The following is a 21,618-nucleotide window of genomic DNA, read 5'->3' as shown; positions in this document are numbered from 1 at the left end:
GAAAGTACCAACCGGGATTGCACCGGTACAGGGTTTTCCTCACGCGGGCTGATATACCCACGGTTCGCGCGGAAGACGCTGTGGGTCGAACTCTGCCAAGAAGTCGGTGAGGCTCGAGGACGTGTACCCCAGCGACTGCCCGATCTGCGCCAACGCCGCCTCGACACCGATCTCGGCCAGCGTCACCGCGCCGTCGCGTTTGGCCAGGCGCTTGCCCTCGCGGTTGAGCGCCAGCGGAACATGCGCGTAGACCGGCGCGGAGTAGCCCAGCAGCGCCCCCAGATAGGCCTGCCGGGGTGAGGAGGCAAGGAGGTCGTCGCCGCGCACCACCTGGTCAACACCCTGGGCGGCATCGTCGACCACAACAGCCAGGTTGTAGGCGGGCACTCCGTCGCCGCGGCGCAGTACCAGGTCGTCCACCACGCCGGTGTAGGTGCCGTGCAGCAGGTCGTTGACGGTGTAGCTGTAGGTATCCGCGCGCAAGCGCAGTGCCGGTGGCCGGTCCTGCTGTTGTCGTTGGGCTTCGGTCAGGTCTCGGCAGGTGCCCGGATATGCCCCTTCCGGGGCGTGTGGCGCGCGCGGCGCCTGCAGAATTTCTCTTCTGCTGCAATAACATTCGTAGGTCAGACCGCGGTCGGTGAGCTCGCTGATCACCGCGTCGTAGCGGCTTTCGTGGGCAGTCTGGTGCTGCGGGGTCTCATCCCAGGTCAGACCGATTGCACTGAGGTCGGCCAGCTGCCGGCCGGCGATATCGGGGGATGCGCGATCGTCGAGGTCTTCGACCCGCACCAGGAATCGTCGTCCGGTCGAGCGGGCGAACAACCACGCCAGCACCGCGGTGCGCAGATTGCCGATGTGCAGATCAGCCGATGGGCTGGGGGCAAACCTGCCTGCGGGTTCGGGGCGGGTCATGGTCGCAATGTAACGCTCACTGCACGTTGACGTACACCGTGGACTGCGTGACGGGACCGGATGTGTGCGTGTTGCCGGCCGCCGCGAGTGCAAAGCTCTGACCGCGGCCCAGCGAGACCACCTTGGCCCGCTCCAGCGGGGTGGTGCTGAGTCGGTTGACGATCACGTCGTATCCCTCGGCCTCCAACGAGGTGATGGTGTCCTGGGCGCTGCCGGCCACGGCGGGAGCGGCCGTCGCCGGCGTGGCCGGTCCCAGCGTCCCTGCGGTCAGTGCGCCTGCGGCCAGTGCGGCAAATCCGAGCTTCTTCATCGTGGGTGTTCTCTCGTTTCGGGTCTGATGGTTCAAACCAGCGACCCACCGCCTGCAATTTCCACTGGCAGAAATTGATCGGCCGAAGTTATCCACAGGGGTTATCCACACTGTGGATGAATTACAAGCGTGTCATTCGGGCCTGGACGGCGGGCGCGACCCAGCGTCGAAGATAGCCCCGGAGTTCGCTGCCGCGCCGGCCCGGGTCGCCCGGGTCGAGGAGGAACGACTGCAGCGTGCGCAGCATGAACTCCGCCAACTCATCGAGGCTGTCGCCGCGGAAACCCTCGGCTGCCCAGTCGACGGAGAACCGTTCCAGGATCGAACGGCCGAACGAGATCGCCATCTCCGAGGTGATACCCGCGGTGAACGCACTGGCCTTGCCCGGCTGCATCACCAGACCCAGGTAGCGGTCGTGCGGCAGCTGCTCCAGCGTGTAGGCGATGCCTTCGACCACGGCGTCGCCGGGATCGCTGATGGACTGCAGGTCGGTGGCGAGTCGGTCCAGGAAGTCGCCCACCGCCGACAGTGCCGTGCCGGCCAGCAGTGCCTCCACGGTGGGGAAGTATCGGTAGACCGTCTGGCGGGTGATGCCCAGCGTCGTCGCGACTTCGGACACGCTCACCGTGCCCCTGGCATCGATGGACGCCCTGGCGGCCCCGACGATGCGGTCGATGGCCTCCGCGTCGTCGTCCGGGATGTTCCCGGCCCAGCCGTGTCTGCGCACCTTGGCATCGTGTCATGTCGCTTGCCCCGATTCTGACAATACAAATGACAATCAATGTATGGTCAACGCTATGGACAACCGGGATGAAGGACTGACGCGGCGCGCACTGCGGCATGCGGTCGACAAGACCACCGACATGGCCGAGCGTGAACTGCGGGTGCCGCTGCACTACTACCGCGACCCCAAGATCACCGAGATCGAGGAATCGCAGGTACTGCGCCGGGTGCCGTTGGCGATCGTGCCGTCGGCGCAGGTCGCCTCGGCCAACGACTACGTGGTGCGTTCGGTGCTGGGCGACTCACTGCTGGTCACCCGTGACCGTGACGGGAAAAGTCATGTGTTCTTGAACTACTGCCGCCATCGTGGCGCCATGCCCGCCTGCGGATCGGGCAACGCCTCGCGGTTCGTGTGCCCGTATCACGCCTGGAGCTACAAGAACACCGGCGAATTGTTCACCGTGCCAGGCAAAGCCGGCTTCGACTCCATCGACAAGTCGGACTACGGCCTGGTGGAACTGCCGAACCAGGAACGTCACGGGTTCATCTGGGCGGTACTCACCGCCGCCGCCGCCATCGACGTCGACACCCACCTCGGTGCTCTGGGGCCGGAACTGGCGATGTTCGACTATGCCTCCTACGGCTATCACGCCGAGAAGGAGTTCGAATCACAGGTGTCGTGGAAGGGCGCGCTGGAAGCCTTCGCCGAGGGCTATCACTTCCCATTTGTTCACGGGGAGAGTCTGATCGGTCAGAACACCCTGGCCAACACCGGTGTCTACGACGAGTACGGCAAACACCACCGCATCGGCTTTCCGTTCAACTGGATCACTGGCCTTGCCGGGAATCCCGCGGGTTCGTGGGATCCGCATCACAACATGGGTGTCATCTACTGGGTCTACCCGAACCTGATCCTGGCCAACAGCCCCGTCGGCGTGGAGATCATCGACATCCTGCCGGCCGGGGAACCAACCCGCTGCACTGTACGGCACAGCTGGATGGCCAAGGTGCCGGCCGACTCCGAGGACATGCGCGCCGGCTATGACACCATCTTCGAAGGGGTGCATGCCGCGGTGCGTGACGAGGATTTCGCGATGCTTCCTCAGTGCGGCGAAGGGGTCCGGCATGGTCAGCACGACCATATGATCATCGGCCGCAACGAGATCGGCGTTCAGCACATGATCAAGGTGTTTGCCCAGGAGCTGGGCGTGGCGTTGCAGTGAGACCGGGCACGATGTCGTCGAGACGGAAAGTCACAGGCTGCTCCAACTGGGCATAGGTGCACGAGCGCGGATCGCGATCCGGCCGCCACCGGTTGAATTGTGCTGTGTGGCGGAATCGTTCGCCTTCCATGTGGTCGTAGCGCACCTCCACCACCCGCTCGGGTCGAAGCGGCACGAATGACAGATCCTTGCCCGCGTTCCACCGCGAACCACCGTGCTTCGCGGTGCTCTCCGGCGTCACGTGTGCGGCCCAGTTCCACGGATGACCGTCGAAAGTGGTTACCCAGGGCTGCAATTCGGTGAACAGTTGGCGGCGGGTGGCCATCGGGAACGCGCCGATGACGCCCACCGAGGCCAACTTGGCGTCGTCGTCGTACAACCCCAGCATCAGTGATCCCACCGCGTCGTTCCCCGATTTGTGCAACCGATAGCCGGCCACCACACAATCGGCGGTGCGTTGGTGCTTGACCTTGAACATCAGGCGTTTGTCCGGCTGGTAGGTCAGCTGCAGCGGCTTGGCGATCAACCCGTCCAGGCCCGCACCCTCGAACTCGTGAAACCAGCGGCGGGCAGTCTCGACATCGGAGGTGGCCGGGGTCAGGTGGATGGACGGCCCGGTGTCACGTAGCGCCTGCTCCAGCGCGGCCCGTCGCTCGCGGAACGGCCGTGCGGTGTAGTCCTCGTCGCGCAGCGCCAGCAGGTCGAACGCGATGAACGCCGCAGGCGTCTTGTCCGCCAGCATGGCCACTCGGCTGGCCGCCGGATGCAGGCGCAACTGCAATGCCTCGAAGTCCAGACCGGCCGGCGAGGCGATGACGATCTCACCGTCGACGACACACCGTTCCGGCAACTCGGCGCGAGCCGCAGCCACGAGTTCGGGGAAGTACCGCGTCAGCGGTCGCTCGTTGCGGCTGCCCAGTTCGACCTCGTCGCCGTCGCGAAAGAGGATCGACCGGAAGCCGTCCCATTTCGGTTCGTACGAACAGTCGGGTGGAATGTCGGTGACGGCCTTGGCCAGCATCGGCGACACCGGCGGCAACACGGGTAGGTCCATTTGGCCATCTTCGCCCCTGCGGGATTGCCGCCGGCCGGGTACACGCTGACGCGCAGGGACCACCCGTGCCAGTGGGCAAGCCCGCAGCCCGATCCCGAATTCGATGGCGTGCCGGGTGAGAATCACCTCGACCAGTTGATGCTTCACCCATGACCGATACCGCTGCCGCCGAGAAGCCCGCTGCGCTGCGCGATGGACGCAGTGCCGCAATCCTGCGGCCCGCCGAGATCACCCCGCGCGCCCGTGTCGGCGGGGCGCGCACCTTGCCGATGGTGTCCCGTCAGGTGGGCGCCAGGGATTTCCTCAACGGCATCACCGCGTTTCCCCCCGGCGCGGCCATCCCCGAGCACTTCCACAACTGCGACGAGTCGGTGATGGTGATCAGTGGCTCCGCGGTGGCCCGCATCGACGAGGAGCACGGCACCAACGCCCAGTTCTTCTGCGGTGACTCAGCGTCCCGCGGCGGTGGCGCAGAGGCGGACGGTGAACCCGTCGTCACCCCGAATCAGATCCACGTCGATACCCAGTTGGTGGATCAGCCACAGGCCCAGCCCGGCCCCGAGTTCGCTGTCCACCGGCATCAGGCCGGCCAGACACCCGAGCGGCCCCCGGCCGGCGTCGCGCACATGGAGCACAACCCGACCGTCCTGCGCCCATACCCGCAAACCGGCTGGTGGTTTGCCGTGCACCAGTGCGTTTGTCACCGTCTCCGAGGCGGCCAGCACCAGATCGTGGACGGTGACGTCATCGAGGTGCAGGGCAGCGATCTCGCAGACGACCTCCCTGGACTGGGCAGCCGTGATGTCCGGGATGTCCAGCAACGGCGCCGAGAACTCCAGCGGGTCGGCAATCACCGGTGCCAGCACGAACGACGTCGGATCCTGATACCGCGGGCTGACCGAGTGCACACCGGGCGCGGTCAGCAGATTCGGGTGGGCGCGCTCGACGACATCCTGGACATCCGACGACATCGTGGTCGTGTCGTACACACACAGACTCAGCAGAGGGAAGTCGTCGTAGACGGTGTTGACGGCGGACTCGTAACGATCCCAGCCGCGGAACTGCCCTGCCGTGCCCTGCAGCGGTACCTGCCCCGATGTGCGGACCTGCCCGGCACCTGAAGAGAGCGACTTGGCGAACAGCTTGCGGTAGTTGGCAATCGCCCGGGCTGGCGTCGTGTAATTGTCGTCGCCGGCCAGGAAGGTCACCAGCTCCGAGGCCGGCAGATGTTCCTGCAACAGGGTGGTGCCGTGCTCGTCGAAACTCAGAACCGACGGCTCGCCGGCATCAACTCCTTCGAGGACGAACGGAACCACCAGATCCAGTAACTCGTCGTCACTGCCGTAGAAGCCGGCTTCGTGGAAATGCCCGGTGTACCCGGCCGATACCCCGGCCCTCATGGCGTCACCACACCGACCGGCGGCCCACAGGCGTCGCCGTGCGGACGCATCCGCAGCGCGGTATCGGCAGTCATCGTGCAGCTCCGGCGCAGTAGTTGAATCAGTATCCCTGGCGGCAGGCACGTGCGGTATCCGTAGTGCCAGGCCGACTTTACCGTCGAAGTCCGCCGTCTGGTCACCATACGCCCACTCCGCGGAGGTCCACAGCAACGAAACCGCGGGACTCCGATGACATTGTCGGGGTACACGGGTCTAGGTGAGGATGAACACCATGGAGCTCCCGGTACTGCCTCCCCTCGAACCCATGCTGGCCAAGGCAGCGGCCAAGGTTCCCACGGACCCCGGGGTGTGGTCCTATGAGCCCAAGTGGGACGGCTTCCGGGCGCTGGTCTTCCGTGACGGCGAATCGCTGTCCTTGATCTCGCGCAGTGGCAAAGATCTGGGCCGTTACTTCCCGGAGCTCGTCGACGCTCTGCGCCACGAGCTGGCCCCGCGCTGTGTGCTGGACGGTGAGGTGGTGGTACCGCGCGAGGTCGACGGCCGACTTCGGCTGGACTGGGAGTCGCTGAGTCAGCGCATCCATCCCGCCGAGAGCCGGGTGAAGCTCCTTGCAACCGAGACCCCGGCGCACTTCATCGGGTTCGACGCGCTGGCCACTGGCGACCGCTCCCTGCTCGGTGAGCCGTTCACCAACCGTCGTGAGGTGCTGCTGAATTCGGTGCACCAGAAGACCTGGTGTCACGTCACCCGCACCACCGAGGACCCGGTGCTGGGGCAGGAGTGGTTGACGACATTCGAGGGCGCCGGACTCGACGGCGTGATTGCCAAACGCCTCGACGGTGGCTATCAGCCCGGCAAGCGGGAGATGGTCAAGGTCAAGCACGCACGTGACGCGGACTGCGTGGCCATCGGCTACCGCATCCACAAGAGCGGTGAAGGTGTCGGTTCGATCCTGCTCGGGCTCTATCGTGACGACGGTGAACTGCAGATGGTGGGCGGGGCGGCGTCGTTTTCGGTGAAGGACCGGGTGACACTGCTGGCCGAGCTGGAACCGCTGCGCGACGGCGACATCCGTGACGGTGACCCCAGCCGGTGGAACTCCGCCGCCGACAAACGCTGGATCCCGGTGCGGCCGGAGAAGGTCGCCGAAGTGGCCTATGACCAAATGGAGGGAAACACGCTGCACGGCAAGCGGTTCCGGCACGCGGTGAAGTTCCGGCGGTGGCGTCCGGACCGGGATCCGTCGAGCTGCACCTTCGGTCAGCTGGACGTGCCGCTGAACTACGACCTGTCCGATGTTCTGGAAACCAACGGTCTGGAGTCTGCCTGATGACAGCGGCGAAAGAACTCGACGTGCTCGGTACGAAGGTGCGTTTGACCAGCCCGGACAAACCCTATTTCCCGGCGCTGGGATCGAACGGACTCAAAGCCAACCTGGTCGAGTATTACCGCGCGGTCTCGGTGGCCGGACCCATGATGAACGCGTTGCGTGATCGGCCGACACACCTGCAGCGCTTCCCGGACGGCATCGAGGGTGAGGAGATCTACCAGAAGCGGGTGCCGCAGAAGCATCCCGACTATCTGCAGACATGTCAGGTGACGTTCCCGTCGGGGCGAACCGCGGACGCGCTGAAGGTCACTCATCCGTCAGCCATCGTCTGGGCCGCGCAGATGGGGACTGTCACCTTTCATCCCTGGCAGGTGCGCTGCCCGGACGTCGAACATCCCGACGAGCTGCGCGTGGATCTGGACCCGCAGCCCGGCACCGGCTTTGAAGAAGCCGCGCGGGTGGCGGTGGACGTGCTCAAGCCACTGCTCGACGAACTCGGACTGGTCGGCTACGCCAAGACCTCCGGTGGTCGCGGTGTGCACGTGTACCTGCGCATCGCCACCGACTGGGATTTCATCGCGGTGCGGCGAGCCGGGATCGCGCTGGCCCGCGAGGTGGAGCGTCGTGCTCCGGAACTGGTGACCACGTCCTGGTGGAAGGAAGAGCGCGGTCAGCGGATCTTCATCGATTTCAACCAGAACGCCCGCGACCGCACCATGGCTTCGCCCTATTCGGTGCGACGGACGCCCATCGCCACGGTGTCGACCCCGCTGCCCTGGGCAGAACTGGCCGGCGCCGACCCCGATGACTACACCATGGAAACGGTGCCGGACCTGGTTGCCGGTCGTGATGATCCGTGGGCGTCGATGGAAGACGTTGCGCAGTCGTTGCAGCCGCTGCTGGACATGGTGGCCGCCGATGAAGAACGTGGGCTCGGCGACATGCCGTATCCGCCGAGCTATCCGAAGATGCCGGGCGAACCGCCGCGGGTGCAGCCGAGCAAGAAGGTTGCGGCGCACTGGGACGCGGACGGCAACCGCGTCGAATCCGACTGAGTGTCAGCTGGTGGCGCCGCTGGTCAGCACCGCGCGACCCACGCGCTCCACACCCATGCGGTCGCGCCACGAGAGTTCGATGGTGTTGCCCGGATAGCGCTGGTCCAGCACACCGGTCAGCGCATTGGCGGACGTGATGGGGGTGCCGTCGATGCGGAGCAGCGTGTCGCCGGGGCGCACCCCCGCCATCTCGGCGGGGCCACCGCGCAGCACGGACTGGATGGCCAGGCCGTCGCCCTCCTCGACCGCGTTCACGCCGACACCCAGGATTGCCGATGGCCCGATGTGCACTTCGGCGGATCCCTGGCCGGAGCGGATCTGGTTGACGATGCCCATGGCGTCGTTGATGGGGATGGCATAGCCCTGCCCGCCGGGTGTTGATTCGCCGTTGAGCCGGAAGTTGTAGGTGGCCGCGGCATTGAGGCCGACCACCTGGCCGGCGCTGTTGACGAGTGCGCCGCCGGAATCGCCGGATCGGAGGTTGGTCGAGGACTCGATGAGATTGTCCAGGCTGTGTGAGCTGCCGGTGAGCTCGTCTTCGGCGCTGATGGTGGCGCCCAGTTTGGTGACGGCGCCCTGTTCGCGGGTCAGCGGGTTGCCGGTGCCGTTGGCGTTGCCGGACGTGGTCACCGGCTCACCCACCCGGAGTGTCGCAGAATCACCCAGCGGCGCCGGGATCAGTCCGGACGCGCCACGGAGCTGGATCACCGCCACGTCGTCGTTGCGGTCATAACCGAGCACGTCGGCGTCGTAGGTCTGGCCGTTGCTCAGGGCCAGCCCGCGGATGGAGTCCGCGCCCTGGATGACGTGGTGGTTGGTCAGCACCACCCCTTCCGGGGTCAGCACGATCCCGGTGCCGTTGCCGACGATGCCCTGGAAATCGACCCGGGTGGTGATCTGGACCAGGCTGTTGTCCACCGGCAGCGGTTCTGCCGACGCGACAGGGGCTGCGTGCAGCGGGACGACAAGCGCCACCAGGGCACCCAGCGTCAGGAGCAGGGATCGATATGCGGCCATCACTTGCCTCTCGGGGCAGAGGGTCGAATTGTTACCACCCATATTGCCTGGCAGCCCCGACGCAAACGCGGCCAGCTACTGCGGCACCGCCTTGCGGGGCCGGAAATCGGTCTTCGCCGTGACCGTGGGAAAACTAGTCGTCGGACACGGCGACGCCGCCGCGGGACCGGGTGCGGCTCTTGCCGGACGGGCGACGATTACGCAGCCGGCCGCCGGCGGGCTCATCCTCGGCGGGGGTGACCTCGACGGGCTGGTCGGGCTCGTCGGACGCCGGTTCGTCGGTGCTGGCTTCGTCGGTCACTTCGCCGTCGGTCTCTGCGGAGTTCTCGGAGTCCGTTGAGTCCTCGACGGTCTGCACCTTGGCCTCGGGTTCCTCGACCGCCTTGGCCTTCTTGACCTTCTTCGACTTCAGCGGTTTCGGCGGAGGCGGAGGCATCTCGGCGACGAAGGCCAGGTGGAAGGCCCCGGCAGACAGCACCGCGATGGCTGCGGCGGCACCGTAGATCCCGAACAGCCACTGGCCGGCGTCGTCGAGGCTCAGCCAGATCTCGGTGACGGCCGTGCCGACGATCAGCACACCGGCGAGCACGTGGCCGATGACCGACCACAGCCGCAGGGTGAGCGCCAGCTGGGGTGTGCCGAACTCGGGCCTGCGGGCCTTGAGCAGATTGAGCACCACCGGCAGAGCGCTGAGGCCGACGAGCACGCCGGTGACGATGCGCGCAACGGTGCCGACCGTGTGGGAGACATCGCCCATCAACTCCCACCAGCGCGGTAGGACGAAGATGAAGTAAAGGACCGCTGCGACCAGGAAAGACACTCCGTGCCATGACAAGGCAATCCCGCGGCGCATACCCCTCCTTGGGTTGGGTTCCGGGGTGTCACGGTAGGTGACACCCCGGAACCGAGTGCGGAGGATAGGGGATTTGAACCCCTGAGGGCTGTTAACCCAACCCGCGTTCCAGGCGAGCGCCATAGGCCACTAGGCGAATCCTCCGTCGGTCATGGTAGCCGAGTCACCCCCGAAGGCCAGAATCGTTGATGGGTGACCCCGGGTATTACACTCGTGGCGGACCCCGCGCGGCGTCCATCCTGTGAACTCCCCCAGGGCCGGAAGGCAGCAAGGGTCAACGGGCTCTAGCGGGTGCGCGGGGTCCCCTTTTCTCAATCCCGCCGCGAAAGGCCCCAGGTGTCGTTCCACTCCCTCGGCCGCGACGAGTTGGTTGCCGAGCATGAACAGCAGCAGCGCAACTACGCCGAACTGCAGGCCAAGAAGCTCTCGCTGGACCTGACCCGCGGCAAGCCGTCGGCCGACCAGCTCGATCTGTCGAACGCGCTGCTCGAGTTGCCGGGCAACGACTCCTTCCGCGATGGCGAGGGCACCGACACCCGCAACTACGGCGGGCTGCACGGGCTACCCGAGCTGCGGGCGATCTTCGGCGAGCTGCTCGGCATCCCGGTGCAGAACCTGATCGCGGGCAACAACGCCAGCCTGGAATTCATGCACGACGTGGTGGTGTTCTCGCTGTTGCACGGTGGGGTGGACTCGCCGCGGCCTTGGATAAGAGAGCTCGAGGGCGGTACCGGGGTGAAGTTCCTGTGCCCGTCACCGGGCTACGACCGCCATTTCGCGATCACCGAGACCCTGGGCATCGAGATGATCCCGGTGCCCATGCGTGAGGACGGCCCGGACGTCGACCTGATCGAAGAGCTGGTGGCCGCCGATCCCGCCATCAAGGGCATGTGGTGTGTGCCGGTGTTCTCCAACCCCACCGGCACGGTGTACTCCTGGGAAGTGGTCCGCCGGCTGGTCCAGATGCGCACGGCCGCAAACGATTTCCGGTTGTTCTGGGACAACGCGTACGCGGTGCACACGCTCACCCATGACTTCCTGCGCCAGATCGACATCCTCGGACTGGCGGCCGCAGCGGGCAACCCGAACCGGCCGTACGTGTTCGCGTCGACGTCGAAGATCACCTTCGCCGGCGCCGGTGTCAGCTTCTTCGGCGGCTCGCTGGGCAACATCGCCTGGTACCTGCAGCACGCCAGCAAGAAGACCATCGGCCCGGACAAGGTGAACCAGCTCAGGCACCTGCGCTTCTTCGGCGACGCCGACGGCGTGCGGCTGCACATGCAGAAGCATCAGCAGCTGCTGGCGCCCAAGTTCGCAGCGGTCGCCGAGATCCTCGAAGACCGGCTCGGTGATTCCAAGGTCGCGTCGTGGACGGACCCCAAGGGCGGCTACTTCGTCAGCCTGGACGTGCTGCCGGGCACCGCCAAGCGCACGGTGGCGCTGGCCAAGGACGCCGGTATCGCGGTGACGGAGGCAGGGGCGTCGTTCCCGTACCGAAAAGACCCCGACGACAAGAACATCCGGATCGCGCCCACGTTCCCCAACGAGACCGATCTGCGCAACGCCATCGACGGGCTGGCCACCTGCACGCTGCTGGCGGCCACCGAGTCGCTGCTGGCGCGTGACTAGTGCAGCGCCGGGCTACAACGGAACTCGTCGGGGACTGTAGGTAGCCTGCTCCCGTGGCTCTCTATCGCAAGTATCGACCGGCGACTTTCGCCGAAGTGGTGGGCCAGGAACACGTCACCGCACCGTTGTCCGTTGCGCTGGAAGCCGGTCGCATCAATCACGCGTACCTGTTTTCCGGGCCACGCGGGTGCGGAAAGACGTCCTCGGCGCGCATCCTGGCGCGGTCGCTGAACTGTGTCGACGGGCCAACCCCCACGCCGTGCGGCGTGTGTGACTCCTGTGTCGCGCTGGCGCCCAACGGCCCGGGCAATGTGGACGTGGTCGAGTTGGACGCAGCCAGCCACGGCGGTGTCGATGACACCCGCGAGCTGCGTGACCGGGCGTTCTACGCTCCCGCTCAGTCCCGCTACCGCATCTTCATCATCGACGAAGCGCACATGGTCACCACTGCGGGCTTCAACGCGCTGCTCAAGATCGTCGAGGAGCCGCCGGACCACCTGATCTTCGTGTTCGCCACCACCGAACCCGAGAAGGTGCTGCCCACCATCCGATCGCGCACGCACCATTACCCGTTCCGGTTGCTGGCACCGCGCACCATGCGCACCCTCATCGAGGGCATCTGTGCCAGCGAGAGCGTGGCCGTGGACGACGCGGTGTACCCGCTGGTGATTCGCGCAGGGGGCGGCTCACCCCGCGACACGTTGTCGGTGCTCGACCAGTTGCTGGCCGGCGCCGAGGGCAACCGGGTGGTGTACCAGCGCGCGCTGTCGCTGCTGGGGGCCACCGATGTCGCCTTGATCGACGATGCCGTGGAAGCGCTGGCCGCCGACGATTCCGCGGCGCTGTTCGGAGCTGTGGAAGCGGTGATCGATGCCGGCCACGACCCTCGGCGTTTCGGCACCGATCTACTGGAACGGTTCCGCGATCTCATTGTGCTGCAGGCAGTTCCAGATGCTGCGGCACGTGGAGTGGTGGACGCCCCCGAAGACGAGCTGGAGAAGATGCGCTCACAGGCCAGCCGGATCGGCATGGCGACGCTGACGCGCTACGCCGAGGTGGTGCACGCCGGCCTGGGTGAGATGCGTGGCGCCACCGCGCCCCGGCTGCTGCTCGAGGTGGTGTGCGCACGGCTGCTGCTGCCGTCGGCCAGCGACACCGAGGCCGCCCTGCTGCAGCGCGTCGAGCGCATCGAGACGCGTCTGGATATGTCGATCCCTGCCGGCGAAGCGGCCGTGGGGCACCCCCCGGCCCCCAGTGGCAAGCAGTTCGTGCGCAAGAGTGCGCAGACCGAGCCGCCTGCGGCCCCCGAGCCCACTCCTGCCACGGCTCCGCCGGCACCCCCGCCCCCGCCGGTCGAGCCTGCTCCTGTGCCGTCCCCTCCGGCGCGCCCGGAGCCGGCCCCTGTGGTCCCGCAGCCGCGGGTGGACGAGCCCCCGCTGCCGCCGGAGCCCGAGCCGGAACCCGAGCCTGAGCCTGCCCCGGCACCGCCGCCGGCTCCCGCCCCCAAACCCGCTGCCGCGGCGTCGGCCACCGGTGAACCCGATGCGGCGGCGGTCCGCAGCATGTGGACCACCGTGCGTGAGAAGGTCCGCCAGCGCAGCCGTACCACCGAGGTGATGCTCACCGGGGCCACCGTGCTTGGCATCGACGGTGACACCCTGGTGTTGTCGCACGAGTCCGCACCGTTGGCGAAAAGACTGTGTGAGCAACGTAATACCGACGTCATCCGGGAGGCACTCAAAGACGCGCTCGGTGTCAACTGGCGGGTGCGGTGTGAACCCGGCGGTCCGGCAGGGGCTCGTCCTGCTGCCACGTCAGCCCCTGCGCAAGCTCCCGAGGTGCAGGTGGAGCGGCAGGCCGAGGTGCGCGCCGAGGAAGACGCGATGATGGCCGAGGCGGCTGACACCTCGGCAGGGCCGCGGCGTGATCCCGAGGAAGTGGCGTTGGAACTGCTGCAGAACGAACTGGGCGCCCGCAAAATCGACGGGTAGTCCGGGCCGGGCTACAGAGGACCTAGGCAGTCCACCATGGGCGCAGCGGAAGTCCGCCGTCGGACCCCTTGTCGTCCAGCTTGACCGCCAGCACCTGGTGCAGTTGCACCACATTGGTCTCGAATCCCAGCCGGGAGCCGGCCATGTACAGACCCCAGACCTTCGCGGTGGCCAAGCCCACCTCGGCGACGGCCTCGTCCCAGTGTTCGACGAGATTGCGGCACCAGTCGCGCAGTGTCATCGCGTAGTGGTGGCGCAGGTTCTCCTCGTGCACCACTTCGAGCCCGACGTCCTGGGCCTCGGTGATGATGCGCCCCGAACCGGTCAGTTCGCCGTCGGGGAAGACGTAGCGGTCGATGAAGCCTCCGGCCGCCGCTGTCGACCTGTTGTCCGGCCGGGTGATGCAGTGATTGAGCAGTAGTCCGCCGGTGCGCAGTTTCGACTGCAGGAACCGGAAGTAGCCCGCGTAATTGTGGACGCCGATGTGCTCGGTGAGTCCGATCGACGACACCGCGTCGAACCCGGATTCCATGACGTCGCGGTAGTCGGTGTGGCGGACTTCGGCAAGATCCGACAGGCCTTGGTCCACGATGGCTTTCTGTGCCCACGCTGCCTGCTCAGCCGACAGCGTCGCTCCGATTACCTTGACGCCGTGACGTGCGGCATAGCGCACCATCCCGCCCCAGCCGCAACCTACGTCCAGCAGTCGGTCCCCGGGTTTGAGTCTCAGCTTCTCGAAGACCAGTCGGTACTTGTTCTCCTGGGCTTCTTCCAGAGAAGCGTCGGCGTGGGGGTAACAGGCACACGTGTAGGTCATCGACGGTCCAAGCACCCATTCGTAGAAGGTGTTGGACACGTCATAGTGATGGTGGATGGCCTCGGCGTCACGGGACTTGCTGTGCCGCAGACCTTCCGCAACCCGTCGCCAGCGCGGCAGTGCCTCCTGCGGCGGCGGGGCGATGGGCTTGAGGTGCTCGATACCGATGGAACGGACGATGCCGGCCAGGGTGCGAGCTGGTGGCAGCTTGAACTCCAGCTTGTCGGCCATTGCTTTGAGCAGTTCGTACGGGTCACCGGGATGCACGCCGCGGGCGTCGAGGTCGCCGGAGATGTAGGCGCGGGCCAGGCCCAGATCGCCGGGTGCGGTGGCCAGATAGGTGGTCCCTCGAGGGGTCAGCAGGTCCAGGCCGAGGTCCGCGTCCGCGGGTCCGGCGGTGCTGCCGTCATAGGCAGTGAACTTCAACGGCAGTTCGCCGCTGGCGGTGAGGATCTCGAGGATCTCGGCCAAGGTCAGCTTTCCGGCCTTGGCCGGAGCGGGGTCTTTAAAGAGCGTCATCGTCGTTGCACCGCCTTCGCATACAGATCGAGCAACCGTGTATCAGGATCGTAGGTCTTCTTCACAGTCTTGTAGGCCTCGCCGCCGTACAGGACGTCGAACTCATCCTTGGTGTAATAAGCATCGGAGTACAGCGATTTATGCCCGTCGAGTTCGCTGACTTTCTTCTCGATCAGCCTGTTCGTGTACCCCGGCTCGGGACCCACCGGCACCGACGACCAGAAACCCACGTTGACGTAGGTGTGCCCAGGCCGGATCGGGTAGAGGGGCCAGCTCTGGTTTCCGCGTAACTGTAAGGGACACAACCAGATCGGCTCGATGGGAACTTCATCGAGGAACCAGTTCACAAACTCGGCGGTGCGTTCGATCGGCACCTCGATGTCCTGCACCACCCGTTCCCGCGGCGGGCGGCCGTTGCGCTTCTCGATGCGGTCTGCGATGTCGAAGCGCTGGTCGTAGCCGATCAACTTCCAGTAGAAGCTGCTACGGCGGTAGCGGCGCGGCCAGAATCGACGGATCCGTGGGTTCTGGGCGCCGAAAGCTCGTGAGCACCAGAACCAGTCGGTGTCCCAGCGCCACAGATAGTCATGGATGGTCAGGCGGTCGTGCTTTTCGCCGGCGGGGTGCCGAATGGACTGATAGTAGACATCCATTCCTGTGTAATCGCTGACAGGACCTGGTGTGGCAGTGCCGATCCCGAGGACGAGGTAGGACTCGTCGGCGCTGAAAACCACACCGTCGAGGTAATCCACCCGCTGGCCGTTGTGACCGCCGGTCTCGATGATGCGTTCCATTGCCGAGATCAACTCAGCGACACTGTGGAATCGGAGATGGGTGAGCGCGACAAACGGTTTGACCTGCTCCAGCTCGATCTTCAGCCGTACCGAGTAGCCAAGCGTGCCATAGGAATTGGGGAACGCCCGAAACAGGTCCGGGTGCAGCTCGGCTGATGCGGTGACAATCTCGCCGGTGCCGGTGAGGATGTCCATCTCCAGCACTGATTCGTGCGGCAGCCCGTTGCGGAAAGAGGTGGATTCGATGCCCAGCCCGGTGACAGCGCCACCGAGGGTGATCGTCTTGAGCTGCGGCACCACCAGCGGTGTCAGGCCGTAGGGCAGCGTCGCTGCCACCAGGTCTTCGTAGGTGCACATGCCTGCGACCTCGGCGGTGCGGGCGGCCGGGTCCACCGAGATGACGTCGGTCAGCCCGGATGTGTCCAGACCGGGGGCATCCCGCTTGGCCCGCGCGCGGAACAGGTTCGAGGTCGGCTTTGCCAAACGGACGGTGGCGGCGGGCGGGATGGCGCGATAGCTAGCGAGCAACCGCTCAACACCGGCAGCGTGAGCAGAACGCGCATCAGCTACAGGAACGGACACGCATATACGCTAGTCCGCGTCTACGGCCGATGCGACCGCTCAGCGGTGCATCGAGCGTCACGATTTCGCGACAGAGGAGTTTTACCTGATGGGACAGGTCAGCGCGGCCAGCACGGTCCTGATCAACGCCACGCCGGAGGCGGTTCTGGCCGCTGTGGCCGACTACCGAGGAGTTCGGCCCAAGATTCTGTCCTCGCACTACAGCGAGTACCAGGTACTCGAGGGTGGGCAGGGGGCAGGCACCGTCGTCACTTGGAAACTGCAGGCCACCGAGTCCCGGTCGCGGGTGGTCAAGTCGACTGTGGACGTGGCAGGACGCACGGTGATCGAGAAAGATGCGAACTCGTCACTGATCACCAACTGGACGGTTGCTCCAGCGGGAACCGGGTCGACGGTCACCACCAAGACCACCTGGACCGGGGCCGGCGGCATCAAGGGCTTCTTCGAGAAGACCTTCGCGCCGCTGGGCCTGAAGAAGATCCAGGCCGAGGTGCTGGAGAACCTGAAGAAGGAAGTCGAGAAGAGCTAGCCTGTCTGCAGGAACGCCGCGATCCCGCGCACCACGGCGTCGGCGTACTTCTGCCGCCCTTCCGGGGTGGTTATCAACGCCTTGTCGGCCGGGTTCTTCATGTTGCCCAGCTCCACCAGGATCGACGGATACTGAGCCAGGTTCAGCCCGGCGATGTCGGAGCGGGGGTTCAGGCCGTTCTGACCGATGTAGTTCGATGCTGGGATGCCCGAGCCCTGCAGTTGGTTGGCCATCAGCTGGGCGAAGCGCACCGACGGCCCGGCCTGCGCGGCGTTGAGCGGCGGCGACGAGTAGAGCACGTGGAAACCGCGGCCGTTGGCTGGACCGCCGTCGGCGTGGATCGACACGATGGCATCCGGCTGCAGTGCGTTGGCCATGGCAGCGCGTTCGTCGACGCACGGGCCGAGCCCGGTGTCGTCGCCGCGGGACATCGCCGTGCGGACGCCCAGCGCGCTGAGCGCCTGCCGGATCCGCAGCGTGGTCTCCCAGGTGAACGAATGCTCGGGGTAGCCCTCGTCGGTGGAGGTGCCACTGGCCTGGCAGTCCTTGGTGCCGCCGCGGCCGGTCGGTACCTGCCTGCTGATGGATGCGTCGTTGGCGCCGTTGTGGCCGGGATCGAGGAACACGATCTTGCCGGCGAGGCCCGCGGGCGCGGCAGCAGCCAGGGGCGCGATCAGGACGGAGGCGGCAACGAGCGCGCCGGTGATCGTCGCGGCCCCGACACGTAGGCAGGCTGGGACTGGCACGGCGTCACCGTAGCGGCAGGGCGTCTAGGCTTGAAAGGGCAAAAGCCCATCACGGCGCAGTCGAGACCAACACGAAATCAAGATGCAAGGGGACTGTCATGCAACCCGGAGGCACGCCGGACATGTCGGCACTGCTGGCGCAGGCACAGCAGATGCAGCAGCAGGTGATGGAGGCTCAGGCGGCGTTGGCGAACGCCGAGGTACACGGACAGGCCGGCGGAGGCTTGGTTCAGGTGACCGTCAAGGGCAGCGGCGAGGTGGTCGGTGTCTCCATCGACCCCAAGGTCGTCGACCCCGAGGATGTCGAAACGCTGCAGGACCTGATCGTCGGCGCGCTCGCCGATGCGTCCAACCAGGTGGCCGCCCTTGCCAAGAGTCGCCTCGGTGGGCTGGCCGGGATGGGCGACGCTCTGGGTCTCCCGGGCTTCTGAATTGTTCGAAGGACCGGTCCAGGATCTGATCGACGAGCTGGGCAAGCTGCCAGGCGTCGGTCCGAAGAGCGCGCAGCGCATCGCGTTTCATCTGCTGTCGGTGGAGCCGCCGGACATCGATCGGCTGACCGCGGTGCTGGGCCGGATCCGCGACGGGGTGACCTTCTGCGACATGTGCGGCAACGTCTCCGACGCGCAGCGATGCCGGATCTGCAGTGATCCGCGCCGTGACGGCACGCTGGTGTGTGTGGTCGAGGAGCCCAAGGACGTCCAGGCCGTCGAACGCACCCGCGAGTTCCGCGGTCGCTACCACGTGCTCGGCGGGGCGCTGGACCCTTTGTCGGGCATCGGGCCCGAGCAGCTGCGGATCCGTGAGCTGCTGAACCGCATCGGTGAGCGCGTCGACGGCGTCGACATCACCGAGGTCATCATCGCGACCGACCCCAACACCGAGGGCGAGGCTACGGCCACCTACCTCGTGCGCATGCTGCGCGACATCCCGGGGCTGTCCGTCACCCGAATCGCCTCGGGTCTGCCGATGGGCGGTGACCTGGAGTTCGCCGACGAGCTGACTCTGGGCCGAGCGCTGGCCGGCCGCCGCGCGATGGCCTGATTCCGAGGCTGGCGACGGAGGAGCCAGGCGAAGGAGGTCGGGCTGGGGTTGGGGCCTGATTCCGAGGCTGGCGACGGAGGAGCCAGGCGAAGGAGGTCGGGCTGGGGTTGGGGCCTGATTCCGAGGCTCTTTTCGCGACACGTAACCTGCTGCGACAACACGCCGTCCGGCATCGCAAAGGTTTACGTCTCGACGAACTGTCGGCCTCGGCTGGCACATTTCGCGGCATGGATGACGTTTTCATCGGCAGTCGAGCAGTACACGAGGGGCTGCTCACGCCGTACGAGCTGCGTTCCGGCTTTGTTTCCCTCTACCCAGGTATCTACATGGCCAACTTCGCGATGCCATCGTTGCGTATGCGCACAGTCGGGGCGTGGAAGTGGTCGCGAGAACGGGGCGTCATTGCGGGTTTGGCGGCAGCGGCCCTACGCGGGTCGGACTGGGTTGACGATGACGTTCCCATCGAGCTGATCTCTCAGAACACCAACCCGCCCTCGGGGATCATCACGCGCAACGAATCCGTCACCGAGGCGGAGATAGGCCGCTCATGCGGCGTGGTGGCCACCACGCCGGTGCGCACAGCTTTCGACCTCGGCCGCCACTGCCCCGAAGCAGAGGCATTGGGGCGACTCGACGCGCTGAAGAGAGCGACGGCGTTCTCCACGGCGAAGGTCGAGGCGCTCTGTGGCCTGCATCCACGTGTACGAGGACTCCGCCAACTGCGCAAGTTGCTGCCGCTGGTCGACCCCGGCGCGGCTTCTCTGAAGGAGAGTTGGCTCCGATTGCTGTTGATCGACCAGGGGTTTCCCCGCCCGCAGACGCAGATTCCAGCCGCCGCCGACGGTCACCTGATCGGATTTCTCGACATGGGCTGGCCTGAGCTCAAGGTGGCCGTCGAGTACGACGGCGATCAACACAGATCCGATCGCAGGCAGTACGTGCGCGATCAGGCGCGACTGCGCAGGTTGGAACATGCCGGATGGATCGTCATCCGGGTGATCGCCGAGGACAGCGACGACGACATCGTCGCACGGGTTCGGGCCGCCTTGCACCAACGTGGATTGCGCGACACTGAACGATCTGCGACGACACTCCGAAAGACGTCGCACACGTTTACGTCTCGGAAGTCGGCCTAGACCCGGCGTGGGGCCGCAAGCCGTTCGCGACGCAACCGATCCACCTCGGGCAGCTCCAGTGGCGGCAGTTCACCCACCACCTGCGACAGCAGGTGATCGGCCAGCTCGGGATTGCGGGCCAGGCACGGCCCGTGCAGATAGGTGGCGACGACGCTGCCCTGCACGGCCCCGTCATAGCCGTCGCCTGCGCGGTTGCCCGCACCCTTGGTGACGGCGGCCAGCGGCCGGGCGGCCGAGCCCAGAATCGTTCCGCCGCGGTGGTTTTCGAAGCCCGTCAACGGCTGGGATAGGCCGTCGAGCAGTGGCGTGGATGCCACTTCGCCGATGGTGCGCGCCTGCTGCGGTGACGTTGTGACGTCGAGCAGCCCGACGCCCTCGACGCGCTCACCGGCCGAGGTCTCGTACCAATGGCCGAGCACCTGGATGGCCGCGCAGATCGCCAGCACCGGTGCGCCGCGGGCAACAGCTTTTTGCAAGCCCGGGTAGCGCAGCAGGTGTTTGGTGGCCAGCCGCTGCGCGTAATCCTCGGCACCGCCCAGGGTGTAGAGGTCGAGCTCGGCGGGCACCGGGTCGGCCAGCGTGATCTCGATGATCTCGGCGTCGATGCCACGCAGCCGCAGCCGCTGCCGCAGCACCACGGCGTTGCCGCCATCACCGTAGGTGCCCATGACGTCGGGCAGCACCAACCCGATGCGCACCGTCATCCGATGACCCGATTCAAGGCGAGGAACGCGGTGTAGTTGGCAACCACCTCGACGTGCCCCGGTGGGCACGACGCGATGGCGGCCAAGGTGTCATGGACCAGGGTGTGTTCGACGCCGGCGTAGCCGAGTCGGACCGCGAGGTCGGTGCCGCGTTCACCGGCAGCGACCACTGGAGTCGTGTTGAAGTGCGCTTCGAACTCCTCGAACCGCACATCCCACAGCCAGGACAGATCCTCGCCGTCGGGCACCTGCCCGTTCACCGCGATCACCACGCCCGCAGTCTGCTTGTCGATCATCGACAGCGCCTCCTGCCAGCCGGCGGGATTCTTGGCCAGCAGCACCCGCACGGTGTGCGCGCCCACCCGTACGGTTCGGTAGCGGCCCGCCACCTCGTCCACCAGTGACACCGCTGCCACCGCCTCGGCAGGCGACGCGCCCAACGCCACTGCCGCAGCGACGGCCTGGGCGGCATTGCCCCGGTTCACCGTGCCGGGCAGCGCCAGGGACATCGGCAAGACCAGCCCGTCGGGTCCGTACAGCGAGTCGTCGTCGTACCACCACTGCGGGCTGGGTCGCTTGAAGTCGGTGCCGGTCGAGTGCCAGTCGGACCCGTCGCGGACGATGATCTCGCCGCTGCGCGGGCAGCTCACCGAGTCGTTGGCCCAGCCACCTCCTGCGGCCACCCACACCACGTTCGGGCTGTCGTAGGCCGCCGATGTCATCAACACGTCGTCGCAGTTGGCCACCACCACGGCCGACGGATGCCGGGCCAGCCCCGCGCGCAACGTCCGTTCGATGTGATTGATCTCGCCGACGCGGTCCAGCTGATCGCGCGACAAATTGAGCAGCACGATCACCGCGGGCTCCACCGCATCTGACACGTGCGGCACGTGCATCTCGTCGACCTCGAGTGCAGCCAGACCCGCGGTGCGCTCGGCTGCCAGCGCCGCGATCAGCCCGGCGTCCATGTTGGCGCCTTCGGCATTGGTGGCGACGGGGCCCATGGTGGCCAGCGCCGCGGCCGTCATCCGGGTGGTGGTGGACTTGCCGTTGGTGCCGGTGACCACCACCGAGCGACGGCCACGGCCCAGCTGGCTCAGGATGGAGCGGTCCAGGGTCATGGAGACCAGGCCGCCGATCATGGCTCCGGCGCCGCGCCCGGTCACCCTCGATGCCCAGCGCGCGCCGGCGCCGGCGGCCAAGGCGACACGTCCGCGGGGTGAGATCACCCGGGTGAGTCTAGTTCCGCT

Annotated in this window: 22 protein-coding genes, 1 tRNA gene and 1 other RNA gene; 10 read left to right on the top strand and 14 right to left on the bottom strand. The window is 66.5% G+C overall.

Annotated elements, in window-relative coordinates:
• Nucleotides 1-39 precede the first annotated feature (39 nt).
• The 3 genes from gluQRS to BVC93_RS10585 form a co-directional block, all read right to left on the bottom strand.
• Nucleotides 40-912, bottom strand: a complete 873-nt coding sequence (gene gluQRS, locus BVC93_RS10595) for a tRNA glutamyl-Q(34) synthetase GluQRS (RefSeq protein WP_083737127.1) — start codon at nucleotides 910-912, stop codon at nucleotides 40-42.
• A 16-nt stretch (nucleotides 913-928) separates the two neighbouring features.
• On the bottom strand, nucleotides 929-1,222 hold the full coding sequence (locus BVC93_RS10590; protein WP_083737126.1) for a hypothetical protein: 294 nt from the start codon (nucleotides 1,220-1,222) through the stop codon (nucleotides 929-931).
• A gap of 121 nt (nucleotides 1,223-1,343) precedes the next feature.
• The gene (locus tag BVC93_RS10585; RefSeq protein ID WP_083737125.1) at nucleotides 1,344-1,949 is read right to left on the bottom strand and encodes a TetR/AcrR family transcriptional regulator; all 606 of its coding nucleotides are present in this window, start codon (nucleotides 1,947-1,949) and stop codon (nucleotides 1,344-1,346) included.
• A 70-nt stretch (nucleotides 1,950-2,019) separates the two neighbouring features.
• On the opposite strand from BVC93_RS10585, the gene BVC93_RS10580 reads away from it, so the two are divergent.
• The gene (locus BVC93_RS10580) at nucleotides 2,020-3,168 is read left to right on the top strand and encodes an aromatic ring-hydroxylating oxygenase subunit alpha (RefSeq protein ID WP_236950316.1); all 1,149 of its coding nucleotides are present in this window, start codon (nucleotides 2,020-2,022) and stop codon (nucleotides 3,166-3,168) included.
• Here the strand turns inward: BVC93_RS10580 and BVC93_RS10575 are convergent.
• From BVC93_RS10575 to BVC93_RS10565, 3 genes are all read right to left on the bottom strand, one after another.
• A complete protein-coding gene (locus BVC93_RS10575) occupies nucleotides 3,128-4,222 on the bottom strand; it encodes an ATP-dependent DNA ligase (RefSeq protein WP_083740957.1) in 1,095 nt (364 codons plus the stop codon). The two genes, BVC93_RS10580 and BVC93_RS10575, sit on opposite strands and share 41 nt — an antisense overlap.
• Nucleotides 4,223-4,502: 280 nt before the next feature.
• Complete coding sequence (locus tag BVC93_RS34495; protein ID WP_257788988.1) at nucleotides 4,503-4,628, bottom strand: hypothetical protein; 126 nt, start codon at nucleotides 4,626-4,628, stop codon at nucleotides 4,503-4,505.
• A 43-nt stretch (nucleotides 4,629-4,671) separates the two neighbouring features.
• Nucleotides 4,672-5,622 (bottom strand): sensor histidine kinase, encoded by a 951-nt coding sequence (locus BVC93_RS10565; protein WP_083737123.1) that lies wholly within the window; start codon nucleotides 5,620-5,622, stop codon nucleotides 4,672-4,674.
• Nucleotides 5,623-5,884: 262 nt separating this feature from the next.
• Between BVC93_RS10565 and BVC93_RS10560 the strand changes: the two genes are divergently transcribed.
• On the top strand, nucleotides 5,885-6,952 hold the full coding sequence (locus tag BVC93_RS10560) for an ATP-dependent DNA ligase (protein ID WP_083737122.1): 1,068 nt from the start codon (nucleotides 5,885-5,887) through the stop codon (nucleotides 6,950-6,952).
• The gene (ligD, locus tag BVC93_RS10555; protein ID WP_083740956.1) at nucleotides 6,949-8,007 is read left to right on the top strand and encodes a non-homologous end-joining DNA ligase; all 1,059 of its coding nucleotides are present in this window, start codon (nucleotides 6,949-6,951) and stop codon (nucleotides 8,005-8,007) included. Before BVC93_RS10560 ends, ligD begins: the two co-directional genes overlap by 4 nt.
• Before the next feature lie 3 nt (nucleotides 8,008-8,010).
• Here ligD and BVC93_RS10550 read toward each other — a convergent pair whose 3' ends face one another.
• The 3 genes from BVC93_RS10550 to BVC93_RS10540 form a co-directional block, all read right to left on the bottom strand.
• A complete protein-coding gene (locus tag BVC93_RS10550) occupies nucleotides 8,011-9,024 on the bottom strand; it encodes a S1C family serine protease (RefSeq protein ID WP_083737121.1) in 1,014 nt (337 codons plus the stop codon).
• Between the two features lie 133 nt (nucleotides 9,025-9,157).
• Nucleotides 9,158-9,877 carry a hypothetical protein gene (locus BVC93_RS10545; RefSeq protein ID WP_083737120.1) on the bottom strand — a complete coding sequence of 240 codons (720 nt, stop codon included), beginning with the start codon at nucleotides 9,875-9,877 and terminating at the stop codon, nucleotides 9,158-9,160.
• A 58-nt stretch (nucleotides 9,878-9,935) separates the two neighbouring features.
• A tRNA-Ser gene (locus tag BVC93_RS10540) sits at nucleotides 9,936-10,021 on the bottom strand.
• Between the two features lie 71 nt (nucleotides 10,022-10,092).
• On the opposite strand from BVC93_RS10540, the gene ffs reads away from it, so the two are divergent.
• From ffs to BVC93_RS10525, 3 genes are all read left to right on the top strand, one after another.
• An RNA gene (ffs, locus tag BVC93_RS10535) (signal recognition particle sRNA small type) lies at nucleotides 10,093-10,187 on the top strand.
• 26 nt (nucleotides 10,188-10,213) lie between these two features.
• Nucleotides 10,214-11,506, top strand: coding sequence for an aminotransferase class I/II-fold pyridoxal phosphate-dependent enzyme (locus BVC93_RS10530; protein ID WP_083737119.1), 1,293 nt, complete (start codon nucleotides 10,214-10,216; stop codon nucleotides 11,504-11,506).
• A 53-nt stretch (nucleotides 11,507-11,559) separates the two neighbouring features.
• Nucleotides 11,560-13,497, top strand: coding sequence for a DNA polymerase III subunits gamma/tau (locus BVC93_RS10525; protein WP_083737118.1), 1,938 nt, complete (start codon nucleotides 11,560-11,562; stop codon nucleotides 13,495-13,497).
• Nucleotides 13,498-13,519: 22 nt separating this feature from the next.
• Here the strand turns inward: BVC93_RS10525 and BVC93_RS10520 are convergent, their stop codons facing one another.
• On the bottom strand, nucleotides 13,520-14,833 hold the full coding sequence (locus BVC93_RS10520; protein ID WP_083737117.1) for a class I SAM-dependent methyltransferase: 1,314 nt from the start codon (nucleotides 14,831-14,833) through the stop codon (nucleotides 13,520-13,522).
• Nucleotides 14,830-16,209, bottom strand: a complete 1,380-nt coding sequence (locus BVC93_RS10515) for an FAD-binding oxidoreductase (protein WP_083737116.1) — start codon at nucleotides 16,207-16,209, stop codon at nucleotides 14,830-14,832. The genes BVC93_RS10520 and BVC93_RS10515 overlap by 4 nt, the downstream gene beginning before the upstream one ends.
• An 88-nt stretch (nucleotides 16,210-16,297) precedes the next feature.
• On the opposite strand from BVC93_RS10515, the gene BVC93_RS10510 reads away from it, so the two are divergent.
• Nucleotides 16,298-16,738 carry an SRPBCC family protein gene (locus BVC93_RS10510; RefSeq protein WP_083737115.1) on the top strand — a complete coding sequence of 147 codons (441 nt, stop codon included), beginning with the start codon at nucleotides 16,298-16,300 and terminating at the stop codon, nucleotides 16,736-16,738.
• On the opposite strand, the gene BVC93_RS10505 is transcribed toward BVC93_RS10510, so the two are convergent.
• Complete coding sequence (locus BVC93_RS10505; protein WP_083737114.1) at nucleotides 16,735-17,484, bottom strand: Rv3717 family N-acetylmuramoyl-L-alanine amidase; 750 nt, start codon at nucleotides 17,482-17,484, stop codon at nucleotides 16,735-16,737. The two genes, BVC93_RS10510 and BVC93_RS10505, sit on opposite strands and share 4 nt — an antisense overlap.
• A 98-nt stretch (nucleotides 17,485-17,582) precedes the next feature.
• On the opposite strand from BVC93_RS10505, the gene BVC93_RS10500 reads away from it, so the two are divergent.
• The 3 genes from BVC93_RS10500 (at nucleotide 17,583) to BVC93_RS10490 (ending at nucleotide 19,664) form a co-directional block, all read left to right on the top strand.
• Nucleotides 17,583-17,915: a YbaB/EbfC family nucleoid-associated protein gene (locus BVC93_RS10500; protein ID WP_083737113.1), complete on the top strand. Its 333-nt coding sequence runs from the start codon at nucleotides 17,583-17,585 to the stop codon at nucleotides 17,913-17,915.
• A 1-nt stretch (nucleotide 17,916) separates the two neighbouring features.
• Nucleotides 17,917-18,528: a recombination mediator RecR gene (gene recR / locus BVC93_RS10495; protein ID WP_083737112.1), complete on the top strand. Its 612-nt coding sequence runs from the start codon at nucleotides 17,917-17,919 to the stop codon at nucleotides 18,526-18,528.
• 227 nt (nucleotides 18,529-18,755) lie between these two features.
• Nucleotides 18,756-19,664 (top strand): endonuclease domain-containing protein, encoded by a 909-nt coding sequence (locus BVC93_RS10490; RefSeq protein WP_157516852.1) that lies wholly within the window; start codon nucleotides 18,756-18,758, stop codon nucleotides 19,662-19,664.
• Here the strand turns inward: BVC93_RS10490 and BVC93_RS10485 are convergent.
• On the bottom strand, nucleotides 19,661-20,368 hold the full coding sequence (locus BVC93_RS10485) for a type 1 glutamine amidotransferase (RefSeq protein ID WP_083737111.1): 708 nt from the start codon (nucleotides 20,366-20,368) through the stop codon (nucleotides 19,661-19,663). The genes BVC93_RS10490 and BVC93_RS10485 overlap by 4 nt on opposite strands.
• Complete coding sequence (locus tag BVC93_RS10480; protein WP_083737110.1) at nucleotides 20,365-21,597, bottom strand: Mur ligase family protein; 1,233 nt, start codon at nucleotides 21,595-21,597, stop codon at nucleotides 20,365-20,367. Before BVC93_RS10480 ends, BVC93_RS10485 begins: the two co-directional genes overlap by 4 nt.
• Nucleotides 21,598-21,618 lie beyond the last annotated feature (21 nt).

The sequence above is a fragment of the Mycobacterium sp. MS1601 genome, assembly GCF_001984215.1.
GTDB lineage: Bacteria > Actinomycetota > Actinomycetes > Mycobacteriales > Mycobacteriaceae > Mycobacterium.
Note: the sequence above shows the minus strand (reverse complement) of the source record. Positions and strands in the feature narration are given on the sequence as shown.